The following is a 19,566-nucleotide window of genomic DNA, read 5'->3' as shown; positions in this document are numbered from 1 at the left end:
CTCAGTCGCCCTGTTGAATAAAGTTAAGCAGCGCGACGTTGAAACCGTGCGCATCTTCAATGCTGGAGAGGTGTGAAGCCTTGAGCGTAACGAGATGCGAACTGCGCACCTGCTGATGCATAAACTCACTGTCAGCTAAGGTACAAACCGGGTCGTTGGCTCCGGCGATAAACTGCATCGGTAATGTGATGCTGCCAATTTCTGCACGTAAATCTGCCGCTGCCAGTGCTTCACAACAGGCGGCATAACCTTCGGTATTGGTCTGCGCCAGGGTTGCACATAACGCATCGACTTGCTCGTGATGGTGCTTAACAAAATCATCAGTAAACCAGCGCGACGGCGCACTTTTGGCAATCGCCGACATCCCTTCTTGGCGAACAGTGCGAGCGCGATCCAGCCAACCGCTTTGTTCGCCAATTTTCGCGGCACTGTTGGCGACGGTGACCGAAAGAAAACGCTCTGGTGCAAAACGCGCCAGCCAAAGGCCTGTTAACCCCCCCATTGAAATCCCGCAGAAATGCGCCTGCTTAACGCCCGCATCGTCCATCACGCTGATAACATCTTCCGCCAGTTGTGGCAGTGTTGTTTTCTCGTTTTTCGTTGTACGCCCGTGACCATGCGTGTCGTAACGCAACACGCGAAAGTTTTCGCGCAATGCCGCCATTTGCGGCTGCCACATTTCAAACGTGGTACCCAATGAATTAGATAGCACTACCACTGGCGCGCCAGCTGGCCCTTCCAGTTGATAATAAAGGCTCATTTTACCCTCCTGGTTTGTTGTGTCGCCCGCGCCAGAACCTGGTTGATGAAATGATCATTACTGCCAATGGCGTGTTGCGGGTCGAGCAAATGTTCGATTTGTGTCGTTGAAAGATGTGCACTGACATCAGGATGTTGTGCAAGTAGCGTCGCAAGCGGTTGGTTTTCATCAAGCGCGCGATGACAAAGTTGCTCCACCAGATGGTGAGCAGCCTGTTTTCCGATGAACTTCGCCAGCGCCAGCGTGACCGACTCCGCCATAATCAAGCCGTGAGTGATATCCAGGTTCGTACGCATTTTCGCGGTGTTAACCTGCATTCCGGTCAGCAATTCGAGCGTGGTTTGCATCACGCCCCCCGTCAGCATCACAAGCTGTGGCAGGGTTTCCCATTCCGCCTGCCAGCCGCCGAGCGCCCTTTCATGTTGCTGATTCTGGCTGGCGTACAGCGTTGCCATCATCCCCGGAATACGCATGGTGGCAGTCAGAATAGCGGCACAACTCACCGGATTTCGTTTATGGGGCATGGTGGATGAGCCACCACGCCCTTCAGCAACCGGTTCACCCACTTCTGCAACTTCGGTTTGCATCAGTAATGAAAAATCGTTGGCGAATTTGCCGAGTGTGCTGCTGACGCCGGAAAACCATGTGGCAGCCTCAATTAATCTGTCGCGCTGGCTATGCCACGGAGTATCGGACGGATTTAGCGCCAGGATGTTTGCCAACACTTGCGCCACAGGAATGCCCTGATCTTTAAGCGATGCCAACGTGCCCGCAGCTCCGCCGAATTGCAGCACCAAAACACGCGGTTTTAATTCATACAAACGCTGCTGCCAGCGCAACAGTGCATCAAGCGTTCCTGCCAGTTTAAGACCAAAAGTAATCGGCAATGCGTGCTGCATCCAGGTGCGGCCAGGCATCACGCTATGCCGGTTTTGTTGGACTTGCGCGGCTAAAACATCGATCAACTGGCCGAGCAGCAATTCAGAGGCATCGAATGCAGTACGCAGTTGCAGCACCAGACCGGTATCAATCACATCCTGACTGGTTGCTCCCCAGTGAACGTAACGCGCGGCCTGTTCATCTTGCTGTTTTACGTTGGCGGTGAGCTGTTTCACCAGTGGGATCGCCAGATTTCCAGCGCCTGCCGCCGCTTGTGCTAAGGCTTCACTATTGAGTTTTGTGGCCTGACACTGCCCGGAAATAGCATTTACCGCCGACGCCGGGATCACGCCGCATTGCGCACAGGCCTGTGCCAGTGCGGCTTCAAAATCCAACATCCCTTGTAACGTGTTTTCATCGCTGAAAATTTCAGTTAGCGGTGATGCACGCAACATTGGGGTAAACAGTGTCATGCCAGCTCCTTAAACGCGTTCAATAATCAGTGCAATCCCCTGACCAACACCAATACACATGGTACAAAGCGCGTAACGCCCGCCGCTGCGCTTGAGTTGATACGCGGCAGTCATAGCCAGACGCCCACCGGATGCTCCAAGCGGATGCCCAAGCGCAATGGCGCCGCCGTTAGGATTCACATGCTCTGCGTCATCCGGCAGGCCAAGGTCGCGCATCACCGCCAGTGCCTGTGCGGCAAAGGCTTCATTTAATTCAATCACATCCATCTGTGCGAGCGTTAACCCAGTTTGCGCCAGCACTTTGCGCACTGCCGGAGCCGGGCCAAAGCCCATAATCCGTGGCGCAACGCCTGCGGTTGCCACGCCGACGACACGCGCCAGCGGCTGCAAACCGTGAGTGTTGAGCGCCTGTTCGCTGGCGAGCAGCAAAGCGCATGCACCGTCATTAACACCCGATGCGTTCCCGGCTGTAACGGTGCCCTCTGCACGCACCACGCCTTTAAGCTTTGCCAACGACTCAATGGACGTAGAACGCGGATGTTCGTCGCGGGTAAACAGGAGCGCTTCGCCTTTGCGCTGGGCGATGGAAACGGGAATGAGCTCATCATTAAAAATACCCATTTCCTGGGCTCGAGCGGTGCGTAACTGACTACGTAAGGCAAAGGAGTCCTGATCCTCACGGTTAATATTAAAGTCAGTCGCCACGTTTTCTGCCGTTTCTGGCATTGCATCAACACCATACTGCGCTTTCATTAGCGGGTTGATAAAACGCCAGCCAATGGTGGTGTCTTCCATTTTCATATTGCGGCTAAAGGCACTTTCCGCTTTGCCCATCACAAACGGTGCACGCGACATGCTTTCTACGCCACCGGCAATCATTAGCTGCGTTTCACCGCTTTTGATAGCCCTTGCCGCAACCCCCAGCGCATCAAGGCTTGAACCACACAAACGGTTGATGGTGCTGCCCGGAACAGTTTCCGGCATTCCAGCCAGCAACAGCGCCATACGCGCTACGTTGCGGTTATCTTCCCCCGCCTGGTTTGCACAGCCGAAAATCACATCATCAATCGCCGACCAGTCGAGATTTGGGTGGCGTGCGATGAGGGCTTTCAGCGGCAGTGCGGCTAAATCATCGCTACGAACAGTGGACAGTGTGCCACCAAAACGGCCGAACGGAGTACGCACTCCATCACAGATAAATGCTTGATTCATCATAGTTCCTTACGCGCTTTCTGCCAGTTGTTCGAAGCCAAGTGTGACCGGGGTAATACGTTGTAGTTCTTCAAAAGAGAGGCCATTAAAGATTTCGCGCACTACCGGGCCTTTTTCAGTGATATCAATCACCGCGAGGTCGGTGTAGATGCGGCTGACGCAGCCGATTCCAGTTAGCGGATAGGTACAGGTTTCCACCAGCTTGCATTCGCCGTCGCGCGTCAGGTGGTCCATCATCACAAAGACCTGGCGAGCGCCGATGGCTAAGTCCATTGCTCCCCCCACCGCCGGGATGGAGTCCGGTGCGCCAGTGCTCCAGTTAGCGAGATCACCCGTTGCGGAAACCTGATAAGCACCCAAAACACAGATATCAAGATGGCCGCCACGCATCATGGCAAAAGAGTCGCCGTGGTGGAAAAAGCAGCCACCGGTCAACAAGGTGACAAACTCTTTTCCGGCATTTATTAGCTCAGGGTCTTCTTCGCCTTCTACGGGTTTTGGCCCCATGCCCAACAAGCCGTTTTCGCTATGCAGGAAGATCTCTTTATCCGCCGGAAGGTAGTTAGCGATGCGCGTTGGCAAACCGATGCCAAGATTAACGTAAGCACCTTCGGGGATATCACGAGCGACACGTTGTGCCATTTCATCACGGGTTAATTTTTTCACTTTGGGCTCCTTATGCACTTTGCGCCAGTGAGTTTTCGACTGCGACCAGACGCTGAACAAAAATGCCCGGCGTGACGATATTTTCTGGGTCGAGCTCACCTAATGGCACCACGCGGCTGACTTCGGCGATGGTTACGGTCGCGGCGGTCGCCATGATTGGCCCAAAGTTACGTGCCGCTTTGCGGTACACCAGGTTTCCCCAGCGGTCACCTTCATACGCTTTGATTAATGCAAAATCAGCTTTTAGCGGATATTCCAGCACGTACTGGCGGCCATCGATTTCGCGTGTTTCTTTGCCGTCTGCCAGTGGCGTACCGAAACCGGTGGGCGTGAATACCGCCCCTAAACCTGAACCCGCAGCCTGAATGCGGGCTGCAAGGTTGCCTTGTGGCACCAGTTCCAGCTCGACTTTACCGCGGCGATACAGGTCATCAAAAATTTGCGAATCCACCTGGCGTGGGAATGAGCAGACCATTTTTCGCACGCGTCCGGCTTTCAAAAGTGCCGCTAGCCCCACTTCCCCGTTTCCTGCGTTGTTATTGATAATCGTCAGGTCACAAGCGCCCTGCTCAATCAAGGCATCAATAAGATGGGTGGGTTGCCCTGCGGTTCCGAAGCCACCAATCATGATGGTGGCTCCGTCGAAAATTCCGTCAACCGCTTCTTCAAGCGAAGCCACACTTTTGTTGATCATCACTCTGCTCCTTGGTGTGCGTCATTCGCACAAGTTTGCGTTGTTCGAACAAAATGTGACCCCGTTAACGAAGCTGGTCAAGGGCGATAATCGAAATATGGTGCGATTATCGAACATCATGTATCTTTGTTTTCAGAGTGTGATCAGCGGCGAAATTTGAGGAGAACAGAATGGAAATTGAACGTGATGAAGTAACGACTGGGGAAGTCGATCCCTTTAAAGGCGACCCGAATTTTATGGCATCTCTGGCTCGCGGATTAGAAGTGATTCAGGCATTCACCCCACAGCGGCGACAAATGTCTATTTCACAAATTAGCCAGAAGACCGGGATTCCCCGCGCGGCGGTGCGACGCTGTTTGTACACTCTGGGCAAGCTTGGTTTTGTCTACGCCGAAGACGGTAAATACTACCAATTGCGCCCCAGAATTTTATCGCTGGGCCATGCTTATCTGGCCTCTACGCCACTGGCGAAATCCACGCAACCGGTGCTCAAGCATCTGAGTGAGATGCTCAACGAGTCCTGTTCAATCGCCACGTTAGATGGCGACGATATTCTGTATATCGCCCGCGCTTCCAGCTCGCGCATCATGACCATTGATTTGGATATCGGCAGCCGCCTGCCCGCGTGGTCAACATCCATGGGCCGCGTATTACTGAGTTATTTGCCAGAAGAACAGCTCAACGATTTCTTAGGTCGCATCACTATGATTCGTTACACACCGCAGACTGTGGATTCGGTGAGCAAACTTCGCGAAGAGTTAAAACGCGTGCGCCAGCAAGGTTACGCGCTTAACGATCAGGAACTGGAGATGGGGTTGCGTTCGATAGCCGTTCCCCTGGTCAACCCAGAAGGAACGGTGGTTGCAGCACTTAACGTTGGTGTTCATGCCGGGCAGGTTTCCGCACAAGAATTGCTTAACCGTGTACTGCCTAAGTTGCAGGAAGCGGCGCAGGAGTTGTCGCTGTTGTTGAAATAGGCAGGTCGGAAACGTCGGATGGCGCTACGCTTATCCGACCTACACGGCTGACGTGTGGGTTAGCGGCTGTGTTTTGCGTGGCGCTCCCAGTTTTCCACTTTCGCCTGGTCGGATTTTTTGAGCGCCACGTAGCAAGCCCCACTGCCGCCGTGGTGCGGCATCGCGCTGCAAAACGCCTGTACCTCGTCAAATTCCGCCAGCCAACGAGCGACATAACTGCGCACAACATTGGCATGTGATTTATCTTCGCGCCCTTTGCCATGAACGATCAGCAAATTACGCAGGCCATCTTTTTTGGCTTCCTGGATGTAGGCGAAAAGCATCTGGCGGCATTGTTCAACGGGTTGGCGGATGAGGTTAAGACTTGCTTCCTGTTTGTATTTCCCTTGTCGCAGCTTATCGAGCACCCCGGTTTGCAGCCCCTCACGCTTAAATTCAAGCAACGTGTCGAGCGGAATAATTTCCAGAAAACCGGTGGTCAGAAAGTTATCTAACTGAACAGTATCGAGCTTTTGCACCACCTTCTCCTTCACCGGTTTCAACCACTGGCTGCTGTTACAGTTTTTCAGCGGCTTGACGTCATCCATGGCGTCCAGAAACAGCGATTTTTCGTCAAGGTTCATGTGCAAATCCTCCAGTCTTAATTCTGAAGTCACTATAGCCGCCGATGAACCGAGGCTCAATGCCCTATTAACGGCATTCGCGACGAAATTGGTTGATAAGCGCAGTAGTGAGTGGCGCCTGGGTCACATCTCGCCGTTGAATCAGATAATAGGTGGCATTGGGCAGTGTTTCGATGATGTTAATTTGCTTCAACCTATGGGCTAACAGCGGGTCGTGTCCTAATTCAGCAGGTAAAATACTCAGAAAATCACTCTGCGCTACCAGGCTAATACAGGCTGAAAAGGTTTCGCAGAACACACTGATATTAGGAATTTCTGAACGCTTTTGAAATAGCTCTTCCAGTTGTTTGTAGTAGCTGCCGCGTGGCGTTGGCAACGTCCAGTTGTAGTGCAGTAACTCTTTTAAGGTTGTGGCATTGGTTGCTGGATGGTCCTCTCGGGCAAACACCGCAAACGGTTTTTCAAACAACCGTTCAAAGGTAAATTCCTGATCATAAGGCCCCTGATAATAAGTATTGATAGTGAAATCCAGCTCCCCTTGCCGCAGCGAGTTAATCATCGACACCAGCTGTCCTTCCATAATACGGACTTTAACTTGTGGGTGTTTTTGATGAAACGCGGTGATAACGGGCGGCATTAAGGTGCGCGAAACACTGGCCCCAAGACCAATATTAATTTGCCCAGCCAGTTGCCCCTGGCGTTGCAAGATATCTTCCTGGGCAGCTCTTAACTCTTCCAGAATCAAACGCGCGTGCTGGTAAAAACTTTCACCGCATTCGGTTAACGCCACGCCCTGGCTACGTCGGATAAACAAACGTGCGGACATTCCCTCTTCTAATTCTTTAATCGATTTTGTGAGCGCGGGCTGCGAAAGATTTAACGCCCGACTGGCTCCGCGAATACTGCCATTTTGCGTGACAGCCACGAATGCGCGGATCTGATGGAGCTTAACCTGAAAAGTCACATGGCCTCCTGATAACCAATAGCTATCAGCTGAAAGATTTTGTCATCTACTGTAATTCAATCTCTTATGCCAGGGTAATCCAGGTACGGCGAAAACTTCCAAAAATCGCTGGGTGATAAGTAAAAACTATCACAGCGTGAACTTGATCACAGAAGATGCTTATGACGGGATGGGATATGAAGCAACCAGAACTGGCAGTACATGAACTGGCTCCACGCATGCAGCAATGGCGGCGCGATTTTCACCACTTTGCCGAGTCCGGCTGGCTGGAATTTCGTACTGCCACTCACGTTGCCGAAACACTTCATCAATTAGGTTATCAGCTGGCTTTAGGCCGCGATGTGGTTGATGACGCCGCCCGTATGGGGTTGCCATCGGCTGAAGTACTGGCACGAGAAGAACAACGAGCGCTGGAACAAGGGGCACTGCCGCAGTGGATAGAGCATTTTTCCGGCGGATTTACAGGGATTGTCGCCACGCTTGAAACTGGCCGTCCCGGTCCAACTATCGCTTTTCGCGTAGATATGGATGCCCTGGACTTGGGCGAGATGCAACAGCCTTCGCATCGCCCGTTTGCGGAAGGTTTTGCATCCTGTAATGCTGGAATGATGCATGCCTGCGGTCACGATGGGCATACGGCTATTGGACTTGGACTCGCCACCGTTTTGCAACAGTTTTCAGACCAGCTAAACGGCACCATTAAACTGATTTTCCAGCCTGCTGAAGAAGGGACACGCGGTGCGCGTGCCATGGTCGCAGCCGGTGCGCTCGACAATATCGATTACTTTACGGCGATTCACATCGGTACCGGCATCCCTTCCGGCACCGTGGTGTGTGGCAGCGATAATTTTATGGCGACCACTAAGTTTGATGTGCAATTTACCGGGGTTGCAGCGCATGCGGGCGGCAAACCAGAAGAAGGCCGTAATGCCCTGCTGGCCGCGGCTCAAACTGCACTAGCCCTGCACAGCATTGCCCCTCATAGCGCTGGAGCATCTCGCGTCAATGTAGGTGTTCTTCAAGCCGGTAGCGGTCGCAATGTGGTGCCAGCTCAGGCGTTATTGAAAGTAGAAACCCGTGGTGAAACCAACGTTATCAACGACTACGTGTTTGAACGTGCTCAAGAGATTATTCGTGGCATTGCCACGATGTATGGCATTGAAGCAGAAGTGAAATTGATGGGCGCTGCGACCAACAGTGAACCATCACCAGAATGGGTGGCGTTTATTCGCCAACAGGCCGATGAAGTCAGCGGTGTTACGCAAGTTGTCGATACCGTGAAAGGTGCCACCGGCTCTGAGGATGCTACCTTGATGATGGCTCGGGTTCAGGAACAAGGTGGCAAAGCCTCTTATATGGTTTTCGGTACGCACTTAAGTGCCGGCCACCATAACGAGAAATTTGATTTCGATGAGAAGGTGATGGAAGTTGCCGTGAATACCATGGCCCGCCTCGCCCTTAATTTCCCCTGGCAGCGAGGTGTGTGATGAGTTCGATTTTTCAGTTTGTTGATGATGCAATTGAAGCCAAACGTGGCGAGTTTACCGCCATTGCCGATGATATCTGGGATCACCCGGAAACTCGTTTTGAAGAACACTGGTCTGCTGAACGCCTGGCTTGCGCTTTAGAGGCGGAGGGTTTCAGCGTTACGCGTAATGCCGGGAATATCGAAACGGCTTTTGTAGCAAGTTTTGGCTCGGGCCATCCTGTTATCGCTCTACTGGGTGAATATGATGCGCTGGCGGGACTAAGCCAATGTTCAGCGGAGGTTTCACCCAATCCATTGGTTGAGGGTGCGAACGGCCACGGATGTGGTCACAATTTACTCGGCACGGCAGCATTTGCCGGTGCGGTGGCGGTAAAAAACTGGCTTGAGCAATACGGTGGCCGAGGAACTGTGCGCTTTTACGGTTGCCCCGGTGAAGAAGGCGGTTCTGGCAAAACCTTTATGGTGCGCGAAGGCTTATTTGACGACGTTGATGCTGCGGTGACATGGCATCCGGAAGCGTATGCCGGCATCTTCAGCACCAGTTCGTTGGCAAATATCCAGGTGGCATATCGCTTCAATGGTATTGCGGCGCACGCGGCAAACTCGCCACATCTTGGGCGCAGTGCACTCGATGCCGTTACGCTGATGACGACTGGCACGAACTTCCTTAACGAACACATTATCGAAAAAGCGCGCGTACATTACGCCATCACCAATGCCGGAGGTATTTCTCCAAACGTCGTACAAGCGCAGGCCGAAGTACTCTATTTGATTCGCGCTCCTGAAATGGCTCAGGCACAGCATATTTATGAGCGCATCAATAAAGTTGCCGAAGGGGCTGCGCTTATGACTGAAACCACTGTGAATGTGCGTTTTGATAAAGCCTGTTCTAATTACCTGCCTAACCGCGAGCTTGAAGGTGTGATGTATCAGGCTTTGCAGGCAATTGGTCTGCCGCAATGGAGCGATGAGGAACTGGCTTTTGCCAAACAGATTCGGGCAACATTGACCGACAATGATCTGCAAAACAGCTTAAATAACATCGCTAATACCTCTAATGATGAGGGCAAAGCGTTTGCTCGTCGCCATCGTGAGACCTTGTTAATTAACGAAATTGCGCCGTATGCCGTAAATGACAAAATTCTTCCTGGCTCAACGGATGTCGGTGATGTCAGCTGGAAAGTGCCGGTTGCCCAATGTTTTAGCCCGTGCTTTACCGTCGGCACTCCGTTACACACCTGGCAACTGGTGAGCCAGGGACGTACCTCCATCGCCCATAAAGGTATGCTGCATGCGGGTAAAATTATGGCGGCAACCGCGCTGGAACTCTTCACCAACCCAAAAACACTGGAAGCTTGCCAAAGTGAGTTGCACGCACAACTCGCCGAGCGCCCTTATCAGTGTCCGATCCCAAAAAATGTTACACCGTCACCTTTAAAATAATCACAAACCATAGATTGATCGTTTTTTAGGGCGGATATGTGCAGCGCCACCCGTCTTAATCGGTGTAAATGGTGGATGGCGTTTTGCTTATCCACCTGACACACAACAAAACCATAAATAAAAACATCGCAATCGATAGAGGCCCATCTATGAGTCTTTCCTCCATACCCACGCACTCCGGCTCTGGCAAGCTGTACGGCCTGGTAGAAAAAATTGGCAACAAAGTGCCCCATCCTTTTTTGTTGTTCGTTTATTTGATTGTCATTTTGTCAGTGAGTACAGCCGTACTTTCAGTGTTGAACGTGAGTGTTCGTAACCCTGCTGACGGGAGTCTTGTTCATGTGAATAACCTGCTGAGTGCCGAAGGCGTTCACTGGTTTTTGCCGAACGTGATTAAGAATTTCAGTGGATTTGGGCCGCTTGGGTCAATTCTGGCGCTGGTACTGGGTGCCGGTCTGGCTGAACGCGTTGGGCTGTTACCGAGTCTGATGGTGAAAATGGCATCACACGTCAGCGCGCGTTATGCCAGCTACATGGTTTTGTTTATCGCCTTCTTTAGCCATGTTGCTTCTGATGCAGCAGTTGTCATTATGCCGCCGATGGGCGCGTTGATTTTTCTTGCCGTAGGTCGCCATCCGGTAGCGGGGCTATTGGCTGCGATTGCTGGCGTCGGTTGTGGGTTCACAGCGAATTTGTTGATTGTCACCACCGATGTGTTGCTATCGGGTATCAGTACAGAAGCGGCTCATATTATTGACCCGTTGATGCACGTCAGCGTGATTGATAACTGGTATTTTATGGCAACGTCAGTGCTTGTGTTGTCGATTACCGGCGGGCTGATTACCGATAAAATCGTGGAGCCACGTTTAGGTGCCTGGCAAGGCAAACATACCGAGAAACTTCAACAACTCGATGATGTCCAGCGCTTTGGTTTACGTGTCACGGGTATTGTTGCGCTGTTATTTATCGCGATTGTCGCCCTGCTGCTGGTGCCAGAGCATAGTTTGTTGCGCGACCCGGTGAAAGGCACCATCATCCCTTCGCCTTTTATTAGTGGCATTGTGCCATTGATTATCATGTTCTTTTTCGTCGTTTCACTGGCGTATGGCATCGCGACTAAAAAAATAAGTAAGCAAGCAGATTTACCACAGCTAATGATTGAACCCATGAAGGAGATGGCCGGTTTTATCGTGATGGTGTTCCCGTTGGCGCAATTTGTTGCCATGTTCAACTGGAGCAACATGGGTAAATTTATGGCGATCGGCTTGACTGATGTGCTGGAAGGTTCAGGGCTCAATGGTATTCCTGCATTTCTTGGCCTTGCTGTGCTCTCTTCATTCCTGTGTCTGTTTATTGCCAGCGGTTCGGCTATCTGGTCTATTCTGGCACCTATCTTCGTCCCAATGTTTATGTTGCTGGGCTTCCATCCCGCTTTTGCGCAAATTCTGTTCCGCGTGGCAGATTCATCAGTTATCCCATTAGCTCCCGTTTCGCCGTTTATTCCATTATTCCTGGGGTTCCTGCAACGTTATAAGCCAGAGGCTAAATTGGGGACTTATTACTCTTTAGTATTACCTTACCCCATCATCTTTTTGGGTGTCTGGTTGCTACTACTGGTGGCGTGGTATCTTGTCGGCTTGCCTATTGGGCCTGGGATTTACCCGCATCTCAAGTAACCGGAGAATGAAATGCTGACACTGTTAGAAGACAAGATTGATACACCGCTAGGACCTTTATGGGTCATTTGCGACGAGCAATACCACCTGCGTGCAGTGGAATGGGAAGAACATAGCGACAGAATGGTGCAATTGCTCGGTCTTCATTATGGTGTCAGCGGCTATCAGCGCGTGGCGTGCAAAAATCCAGACGGGTTGAGCGATAAACTTCGCGACTATTTCGAAGGTGATTTGGCGATAATTGAAACACTCCCTACCGCTACTGCGGGAACCGCCTTTCAACGTGAGGTCTGGCAAACATTACGCGCCATTCCTTGCGGGCAAATCATGCATTACGGGCAGCTAGCAGACCAATTAGGCAGACCCGGTGCTGCACGAGCGGTGGGCGCTGCAAATGGTTCAAACCCAGTAAGCGTAGTGGTGCCATGTCATCGTGTGATTGGCCGTAATGGCACAATGACGGGCTATGCCGGAGGTGTGAGTCGAAAAGAGTGGTTGTTGCGACATGAAGGATATTTGTTGCTCTAGCGCATTATGTACAGAGGGATGTTCTTTATTCACATAATAATAATGCGGATAAATGTACAGTTCCATTAATTTCAATAGGATAGCTCTATAACCACAGGGTTATTGGCTGATATATTCTGAATGCGCTTTCATCATACTTACGTGCTCAAGAAAAAGATGTTAAAATTGACCAATATCAATAACGGCCCGAGCATATCTATGATCCCTGAAAAGCGAATTATTCGACGCATTCAGTCTGGCGGTTGTGCTATCCATTGCCAGGATTGCAGCATCAGCCAATTATGCATCCCCTTCACGCTCAATGAACATGAGCTTGATCAGCTTGATAATATCATCGAGCGTAAGAAGCCTATTCAGAAGGGACAAACCCTGTTTAAGGCCGGTGATGAGCTGAAGTCGCTGTACGCAATTCGTTCAGGGACCATCAAGAGCTACACCATCACTGAACAAGGTGACGAGCAAATTACCGGCTTCCATTTAGCAGGCGATCTTGTGGGCTTTGACGCTATTGGCACGGGTATGCATCCAAGCTTTGCACAAGCACTGGAAACCTCCATGGTTTGCGAAATCCCATTCGAAACCCTTGATGATTTGTCGGGTAAAATGCCTAATCTGCGCCAGCAGATGATGCGTTTGATGAGCGGCGAAATTAAGGGTGACCAGGATATGATTCTGCTGCTTTCCAAAAAGAATGCAGAAGAGCGTCTGGCCGCATTTATCTACAATCTTTCACGTCGCTTTGCCCAGCGCGGTTTCTCCCCTCGGGAATTCCGTTTGACCATGACGCGTGGCGATATCGGTAACTACCTTGGATTGACGGTGGAAACCATCAGTCGCCTGTTAGGCCGTTTCCAGAAAAGTGGCATGCTGGCCGTGAAAGGAAAGTACATTACCATCGAAAATACCGATCTTCTTGCGCAACTCGCTGGTCAATCGCGTAACGTCGCGTAGTATCTCCTTTCCTATGTGGGATAAGTAAATTTTCCTGATTTATTGATCCCACATAGACTTATCACCTGTTTCATTCATCGCATATGGGTTAATCTTAATTTACAGACTGTGGTTAAGCAGTTGTAAGGAGACCTGTATGGCAAAGTATCAAAACATGCTAGTCGCTATAGATCCTAATCAGGACGATCAACCCGCCCTGCGACGTGCGGTTTATTTGCATCAACGGATTGGTGGCAGGATCAAAGCATTTCTGCCTATCTATGATTTTTCCTACGAAATGACCACCCTTCTGTCACCGGATGAACGCACAGCTATGCGCAAAGGCGTCATTAGCCAACGTGCGGCCTGGATAAAAGAACAAGCCCAGTACTACATCGATTCGGGTGTACCAATTGAGATTAAAGTGGTTTGGCATAATCGTCCCTTCGAGGCAATTATTCAGGAAGTGATCAGCGGTGGTCATGATCTGGTGCTCAAAATGACGCATCAGCACGATAAACTGGAAGCGGTAATTTTCACACCAACCGACTGGCATTTGTTGCGTAAGTGCCCAAGCCCGGTATGGATGGTTAATGAAAAACCGTGGCCTGAAGGTGGCCGAGCTGTCGTTGCGGTAAACCTCGCCAGTGAAGAGCAGTACCACAATGCGCTCAATGAAAAGCTGGTTAAAGAAACCATTCGTTTAGCCGAGGATGTTAACCACACTGAAGTTCACCTTGTCGGTGCCTACCCAATAACCCCAATTAATATTGCCATCGAACTCCCTGATTTTGACCCCAGCGTTTATAACGATGCCATTCGCGGCCAGCATTTAGTTGCGATGAAAGCGTTACGCCAAAAATTCGGGATCGATGAAAAGATGACTCACGTTGAGAAAGGATTGCCGGAAGAAGTGATTCCTGATCTCGCGGAACATTTGCAAGCTGGTATCGTAGTGCTCGGTACGGTAGGCCGCACCGGGCTTTCTGCAGCATTCCTTGGCAATACTGCGGAACAGGTTATCGACCATTTGCGTTGCGATTTACTGGTCATCAAACCTGATGATTACCAAACGCCGGTAGAAATGGATGACGAAGAAGATGATTAGCCGCCAGAGTTTAACTGTACAGTAAAAACAAAATGCCGCTCAACAGCGGCATTTTTAATATCCTGATCTATTTAAAATAATTAGAACAAGAAAGATAATAAATTTAACAAAGGATATTTATTAATATAACAACCTTCATTAGATTAATTCTGAACGTCTATTTGCGACCACCCTTTCTGATACATGCAATCCTTTTCAAGAATTCCACGTTTAATTTCATTGGCATCTATAGACGAGTAGTTTGTACTGCTTGAATTGTGTTTTTTATCTTTTGTTGTGGTTTTGCTGTTAACCACATAGTCGGGAGGCAGGCCCCTTAACGCTTCCGCTTTACAGGCCGTTTCTGCCATATTCTTGTCCTGTTCGGTTGCACCCTCTTTTACCCAACGGTGGGTAACGCAGCCTGAGAGAATTAATGCGGCACTAAAAATGATAACTCTTTTCATAAACAACAACCGTGATAACTGTATTTTTATTAATTGTATCGTGCGGCTTGCATCATCACAATATTACTACTCCCATCTGAATTGATCTTCCTTCGTATTGATAGTGTTGTTTTTAAATAATACAAAAAAACCGCCCCGAAAGGCGGTTTAAGAAATAACTGATGTTCTAATAAAATTAAAGTGCTTTAAGAATCGCTTCAACGCTGGCTTTAGCATCGCCAAATAGCATTTGAGTGTTTTCTTTAAAGAACAGCGGGTTCTGCACACCTGCATAACCGGTGTTCATCGAACGCTTAAACACGATAACATTCTGCGCTTTCCACACTTCCAGCACAGGCATACCTGCAATTGGACTGCGTGGATCTTCAAGTGCCGCAGGGTTAACGGTGTCATTTGCACCGATAACCAGAACGGTGTCGGTATCAGCGAAATCATCGTTGATTTCATCCATTTCCAGAACCACATCATACGGAACGCGGGCTTCCGCCAGGAGAACGTTCATGTGGCCGGGCAAACGCCCAGCAACCGGGTGGATACCGAAGCGAACTTTGATGCCACGCGCGCGCAGTTTCTCAGTAATCTCCGCGACCGGATATTGCGCCTGCGCAACAGCCATGCCGTACCCTGGAGTGATGATCACAGACGTAGAGTTTTTCAGCATATCTGCTGTCTCTTCCGCCGTGATTTCACGGTGCTCACCGACTTCATCATCTTCACCAGTAGAAGAACCGTCAGTACCAAAACCACCGGCGATAACGCTGATAAAGGAACGGTTCATTGCCTTACACATAATGTAAGACAGAATCGCACCGGAAGAACCAACCAAGGCGCCGGTAACAATCAGCAAGTCATTGCTGAGCATGAAGCCCGCTGCCGCTGCCGCCCAACCAGAGTAGGAGTTCAGCATTGAGACGACAACTGGCATATCCGCGCCACCAATTGACGCAACCAGGTGCCAGCCAACAATCAATGCAATGATTGTCATCACCAGCAATGCTAATACTTGCAAGCCAACACTTTCAGTACGCACAAAGATGATGAGCATGGCAAAGGAAACAACCAGCGCCGCGAGGTTCAGTTTGTGACGATGTGGCAACATTAGCGGTTTAGACGAAATTTTACCGCGCAGTTTACCAAACGCCACGATAGAACCCGTGAAGGTCACCGCACCAATGAAGATACCGAGGAAAACTTCCGTCAAATGGATGTTTTCCATAATCGGCTCAAGACCTGGCGCGTGATCCAGATAGCTGTTGAAGCCCACCAGAACCGCTGCCAGACCCACGAAGCTGTGCAAAATTGCCACCAACTCCGGCATCTCAGTCATTTCTACTTTCTTAGCAAGATGGATACCGATGGCACCACCAATAACCATTGCTACGATAATCCACACTACGTTGCCGGTTTCAGGCCCAAAGATAGTCGCCACCAGGGCGATACCCATACCGGCCATACCGAACAAGTTACCTTGCTTGGATGTTTCGTGTTTTGACAGCCCCGCCAGGCTGAAAATAAACAGAATAGCGGCAACAATGTATGCTGCTGTAACTAATCCACCAGACATGTGTTACCCCTTAGTTCTTCCGGAACATTTTCAGCATGCGCTGAGTGACGGTGAAACCACCAAAAATATTGATACTGGCAATCAGTACGGCAACAAAGCTCAGGAAGCTAACCCACCCGCCATGACCAATTTGCAGCAATGCACCAACTACGATAATCCCTGAAATGGCGTTAGTGACCGACATCAATGGGGTATGAAGTGCATGAGAAACATTCCAGACGACGTAGTACCCGACGACACAAGCCAGGGCGAACACAGTGAAGTGGCCGAGGAACTCTTTTGGAGCCACATCAGCAAGCCAGCCGAACAGAATGATCGCCAACGCCATAAACGCATATTTGCGCCACGGTGAAGCCGGCTTTTTATCTTCGACAGGAACAGCAGCTTTCTTCGCCGCAGCCTGGGGCTGTGCAGAAACCTGAATTGGCGGTGCCGGCCAGGTGACTTCACCATCACGAATAACCGTCACACCACGAATAACCACATCTTCAAAATCAATCACGGTATTGCCATCTTTCTCTTTGCAGAGCAGTTTCAGCAAATTAACGAGGTTAGTACCGTAAAGTTGAGAGGATTGTGTTGGAAGGCGACCAGGCAAATCGGTGTAACCAATAACTTTCACACCGTTTGGCGTTACAGTGACTTGGTCTGCAACAGTATATTCACAGTTGCCACCGTTTTGTGCTGCAAGATCGACAATCACACTGCCCGCTTGCATGGAATCAACCATTTCACGGGTGATAAGTTTTGGAGCTGGTTTGCCTGGAATCAACGCCGTAGTCACGATGATGTCGACTTCTTTGGCCTGGGCTGCAAACAGTTCCATTTCAGCTTTGATGAAGGCTTCGGACATCACTTTGGCGTAACCATCACCACTGCCAGCTTCTTCTTTAAAGTCCAGCTCAAGGAACTCAGCGCCCATACTTTGCACTTGTTCTTTCACTTCAGGACGGGTATCGAAGGCTCGCACAATAGCGCCAAGGCTATTTGCCGCACCAATCGCTGCAAGGCCTGCAACACCAGCACCGATGACCATCACTTTCGCCGGAGGCACTTTACCCGCAGCGGTAATTTGCCCGGTAAAGAAGCGACCAAATTCATGAGCGGCTTCAACAATTGCGCGATAACCCGCAATGTTAGCCATTGAACTTAGGGCATCGAGCGATTGCGCACGTGAAATACGTGGCACGGAATCCATCGCCATTACGGTGACATTTTTAGCGGCGAGCTTTTCGAGCAACTCAGGATTCTGAGCAGGCCAGATGAAGCTCACTAACGTGGAACCTTCACGCAAAAGCTCAATTTCGCTATCCTGCGGTGCATTCACTTTCAGAACGATGTCAGATTGCCAGACTTCAGCGGTATCTGAAATGGTCGCGCCAGCCTGTACAAATGCTTCGTCATCAAAGCTCGCCAGTTTGCCCGCGCCGCTTTCGACTGTGACGGTGAAGCCCAGTTTCAGCAATTGCTCCACTGTTTTTGGCGTGGCTGCCACGCGGGATTCGCCCGCCCACCGCTCTTTTGGTACCCCAATACGCATAGTATTCCCTTCCATCTGATTTTTTGTTGATGGTTTGTCAGACATTGCCATGGCAATCGTCAGTTCCGTTACCAGTTCAATTAAAAATACATCTGTAACAAACTATTTATAACCTACTGAAAATAACGCCTGTGATCTAGATCAGGATCTCAGTATTTGTATCATTATCGTAAAAATTTAGCTCAAGGGCTTTAAGACAGCTCTTTTCGACTAATTTTCATCTACAACACCTGATAATACGCTTCATCATCGCGGCAATTCACGATTCTGCGCCGCTGCAAATTGCATATTTAACATTACATTAACCAATTAAGTTGTAAGCTTTACCACTTTTACTGGTCAAAGTGCCCTTTTACGAAAGTATAGATTTTAGTTATGCAAAATATCTGCAACCAACAACTACTGAGTGAAAAATGCCGCAGACAGTTTCAGGTTTCAATGTAATAATCGGCGGCTAACAGGTAACCCTCAGAGAATGCGGTATTTGTATTCATTTTGCGCAAGGCGAAGGATTATTTTTATGAAGCTCAAGAACACCCTTCTGGCGTCAGCACTTATTTCCTTAACGACGCTGTCTGCTCAGGCAGCAACGGAACTGACACCGGATCAAGCTGCGGCTCTTAAACCATTTGATCGCATTACTATCACCGGTCGTTTTAATGCTATTAGTGACGCTGTCGATGCTGTTTCCCGTCGTGCGGATAAGATCGGCGCTGCATCTTTCTATGTTCAGAGCACTAACGATGCCAGTAATAGCGGTAACTGGCGCGTAGTTGCTGATGTGTATCATGCTGATGCCCCTAAAGCCGATAATACGTCAAATCGCGTCATCAATGGCGTGACAGAGTTACCGAAAGACCAGGCATATGCGCTTGAGCCATTCGATACTGTGACAGTCCAGGGCTTTTACCGCAGCCAACCTGAAGTTAACGATGTGATCACCCGTGCAGCTAAAGAAAAAGGAGCCGACTCCTTCTTTATTGTGCGCCAGGTTGATGCAAACTCCGGTGGTAACCAGCGTATTACGGCCTTCATCTATAAAAAAGATGCGAAAAAACGTGTTCTGCAAAGCGCTGACGCGATTCCTGCTGACTCAGAAGCGGGTAAAGCAGCGCTGGCTGCCGGTGGTGCTGCAGCGGCCAAAGTTGAGATTCCAGGTGTAGCAAGTTCAAGCATGCCAAGCTCTGATGTTGGTCGCTTCTTTGAAACACAAACAAGTAAAGGTGGGCGTTACACTGTAACGCTGCCAGATGGCACTAAAATTCAGGAACTCAATAAAGTGACTGCCGCTCAAATGGTTCCGTTTGATAGCGTGAAATTCACTGGCCACTATGGCAGCGGTACTGAAATTTCTTACCAGGTTGCCAAACGTGCGGCCAAGAAAGGTGCTAAGTACTACCACATCACCCGTCAATGGGACGAACGTGGCGGCAACATGACAATTAGCGCTGATTTGTATAAATAAGCGCAGCTTTTGTAGCAAAAGGGTGGATCTGCCACCCTTTTTTTATTTCCCGAGCATTTTATGGCTCATGTCATTGCAAGCAGCGTCTACACTCCGTAAAATTCCGCGCCTTAGTGTTACCCACCATTT

18 protein-coding genes are annotated in these 19,566 nt (G+C 50.0%); 8 read left to right on the top strand and 10 right to left on the bottom strand.

Going from position 1 to position 19,566, the window contains the following annotated elements:
- Nucleotide 1 precedes the first annotated feature (1 nt).
- Genes pcaD through M979_RS05625 form a run of 5 tightly spaced genes read right to left on the bottom strand, consistent with a single transcriptional unit; the run spans nucleotide 2 to nucleotide 4,684 of the window.
- Entirely contained in the window at nucleotides 2-760 is a 759-nt protein-coding gene (pcaD, locus tag M979_RS05645; protein ID WP_064554059.1) for a 3-oxoadipate enol-lactonase, read from the bottom strand.
- The gene (locus M979_RS05640) at nucleotides 757-2,112 is read right to left on the bottom strand and encodes a 3-carboxy-cis,cis-muconate cycloisomerase (RefSeq protein ID WP_064554058.1); all 1,356 of its coding nucleotides are present in this window, start codon (nucleotides 2,110-2,112) and stop codon (nucleotides 757-759) included. Before M979_RS05640 ends, pcaD begins: the two co-directional genes overlap by 4 nt.
- 9 nt (nucleotides 2,113-2,121) lie before the next feature.
- A complete protein-coding gene (gene pcaF / locus M979_RS05635) occupies nucleotides 2,122-3,324 on the bottom strand; it encodes a 3-oxoadipyl-CoA thiolase (protein WP_064554057.1) in 1,203 nt (400 codons plus the stop codon).
- Nucleotides 3,325-3,333: 9 nt separating this feature from the next.
- On the bottom strand, nucleotides 3,334-3,990 hold the full coding sequence (locus M979_RS05630) for a 3-oxoacid CoA-transferase subunit B (RefSeq protein WP_064554056.1): 657 nt from the start codon (nucleotides 3,988-3,990) through the stop codon (nucleotides 3,334-3,336).
- A 10-nt stretch (nucleotides 3,991-4,000) separates the two neighbouring features.
- Nucleotides 4,001-4,684: a 3-oxoacid CoA-transferase subunit A gene (locus M979_RS05625; protein ID WP_064554055.1), complete on the bottom strand. Its 684-nt coding sequence runs from the start codon at nucleotides 4,682-4,684 to the stop codon at nucleotides 4,001-4,003.
- A gap of 170 nt (nucleotides 4,685-4,854) precedes the next feature.
- Between M979_RS05625 and M979_RS05620 the strand changes: the two genes are divergently transcribed.
- Nucleotides 4,855-5,661, top strand: a complete 807-nt coding sequence (locus M979_RS05620; protein ID WP_034455743.1) for an IclR family transcriptional regulator domain-containing protein — start codon at nucleotides 4,855-4,857, stop codon at nucleotides 5,659-5,661.
- Between the two features lie 59 nt (nucleotides 5,662-5,720).
- Here M979_RS05620 and smrA read toward each other — a convergent pair whose 3' ends face one another.
- Nucleotides 5,721-6,284, bottom strand: a complete 564-nt coding sequence (gene smrA, locus M979_RS05615; RefSeq protein ID WP_064554054.1) for a DNA endonuclease SmrA — start codon at nucleotides 6,282-6,284, stop codon at nucleotides 5,721-5,723.
- A gap of 67 nt (nucleotides 6,285-6,351) precedes the next feature.
- Nucleotides 6,352-7,248 carry a LysR family transcriptional regulator gene (locus M979_RS05610; protein WP_034455745.1) on the bottom strand — a complete coding sequence of 299 codons (897 nt, stop codon included), beginning with the start codon at nucleotides 7,246-7,248 and terminating at the stop codon, nucleotides 6,352-6,354.
- Between the two features lie 176 nt (nucleotides 7,249-7,424).
- On the opposite strand from M979_RS05610, the gene M979_RS05605 reads away from it, so the two are divergent.
- From M979_RS05605 to uspE, 6 genes are all read left to right on the top strand, one after another.
- The gene (locus tag M979_RS05605) at nucleotides 7,425-8,735 is read left to right on the top strand and encodes a M20 family metallo-hydrolase (protein WP_064554053.1); all 1,311 of its coding nucleotides are present in this window, start codon (nucleotides 7,425-7,427) and stop codon (nucleotides 8,733-8,735) included.
- A complete protein-coding gene (locus tag M979_RS05600) occupies nucleotides 8,735-10,180 on the top strand; it encodes a M20 family metallopeptidase (RefSeq protein WP_064554052.1) in 1,446 nt (481 codons plus the stop codon). The genes M979_RS05605 and M979_RS05600 overlap by 1 nt, the downstream gene beginning before the upstream one ends.
- Before the next feature lie 149 nt (nucleotides 10,181-10,329).
- Complete coding sequence (gene abgT / locus M979_RS05595; RefSeq protein ID WP_064554146.1) at nucleotides 10,330-11,856, top strand: p-aminobenzoyl-glutamate transporter; 1,527 nt, start codon at nucleotides 10,330-10,332, stop codon at nucleotides 11,854-11,856.
- A 12-nt stretch (nucleotides 11,857-11,868) separates the two neighbouring features.
- Entirely contained in the window at nucleotides 11,869-12,384 is a 516-nt protein-coding gene (gene ogt / locus M979_RS05590; protein ID WP_064554051.1) for a methylated-DNA--[protein]-cysteine S-methyltransferase, read from the top strand.
- A 198-nt stretch (nucleotides 12,385-12,582) separates the two neighbouring features.
- Nucleotides 12,583-13,335 (top strand): fumarate/nitrate reduction transcriptional regulator Fnr, encoded by a 753-nt coding sequence (fnr, locus tag M979_RS05585; RefSeq protein ID WP_122974000.1) that lies wholly within the window; start codon nucleotides 12,583-12,585, stop codon nucleotides 13,333-13,335.
- A 136-nt stretch (nucleotides 13,336-13,471) separates the two neighbouring features.
- Nucleotides 13,472-14,422, top strand: a complete 951-nt coding sequence (uspE, locus tag M979_RS05580) for a universal stress protein UspE (protein ID WP_064554050.1) — start codon at nucleotides 13,472-13,474, stop codon at nucleotides 14,420-14,422.
- Between the two features lie 143 nt (nucleotides 14,423-14,565).
- On the opposite strand, the gene M979_RS05575 is transcribed toward uspE, so the two are convergent.
- The 3 genes from M979_RS05575 to pntA all read right to left on the bottom strand — a co-directional run bounded on the left by M979_RS05575 (nucleotide 14,566) and on the right by pntA (nucleotide 17,972).
- Nucleotides 14,566-14,868, bottom strand: coding sequence for a hypothetical protein (locus tag M979_RS05575; RefSeq protein WP_034455750.1), 303 nt, complete (start codon nucleotides 14,866-14,868; stop codon nucleotides 14,566-14,568).
- Nucleotides 14,869-15,043: 175 nt separating this feature from the next.
- On the bottom strand, nucleotides 15,044-16,432 hold the full coding sequence (pntB, locus tag M979_RS05570) for a Re/Si-specific NAD(P)(+) transhydrogenase subunit beta (RefSeq protein WP_064554049.1): 1,389 nt from the start codon (nucleotides 16,430-16,432) through the stop codon (nucleotides 15,044-15,046).
- Between the two features lie 10 nt (nucleotides 16,433-16,442).
- Nucleotides 16,443-17,972: a Re/Si-specific NAD(P)(+) transhydrogenase subunit alpha gene (pntA, locus tag M979_RS05565; protein WP_064554145.1), complete on the bottom strand. Its 1,530-nt coding sequence runs from the start codon at nucleotides 17,970-17,972 to the stop codon at nucleotides 16,443-16,445.
- A 520-nt stretch (nucleotides 17,973-18,492) separates the two neighbouring features.
- Here pntA and ydgH point away from each other — a divergent pair.
- The gene (gene ydgH, locus M979_RS05560; RefSeq protein WP_064554048.1) at nucleotides 18,493-19,437 is read left to right on the top strand and encodes a DUF1471 family protein YdgH; all 945 of its coding nucleotides are present in this window, start codon (nucleotides 18,493-18,495) and stop codon (nucleotides 19,435-19,437) included.
- Nucleotides 19,438-19,566: the final 129 nt, after the last annotated feature.

The sequence above is a fragment of the Buttiauxella noackiae ATCC 51607 genome (genome assembly GCF_001654865.1).
Lineage (GTDB): Bacteria > Pseudomonadota > Gammaproteobacteria > Enterobacterales > Enterobacteriaceae > Buttiauxella > Buttiauxella noackiae.
This window is presented reverse-complemented; position numbering and strand designations above follow the sequence as displayed.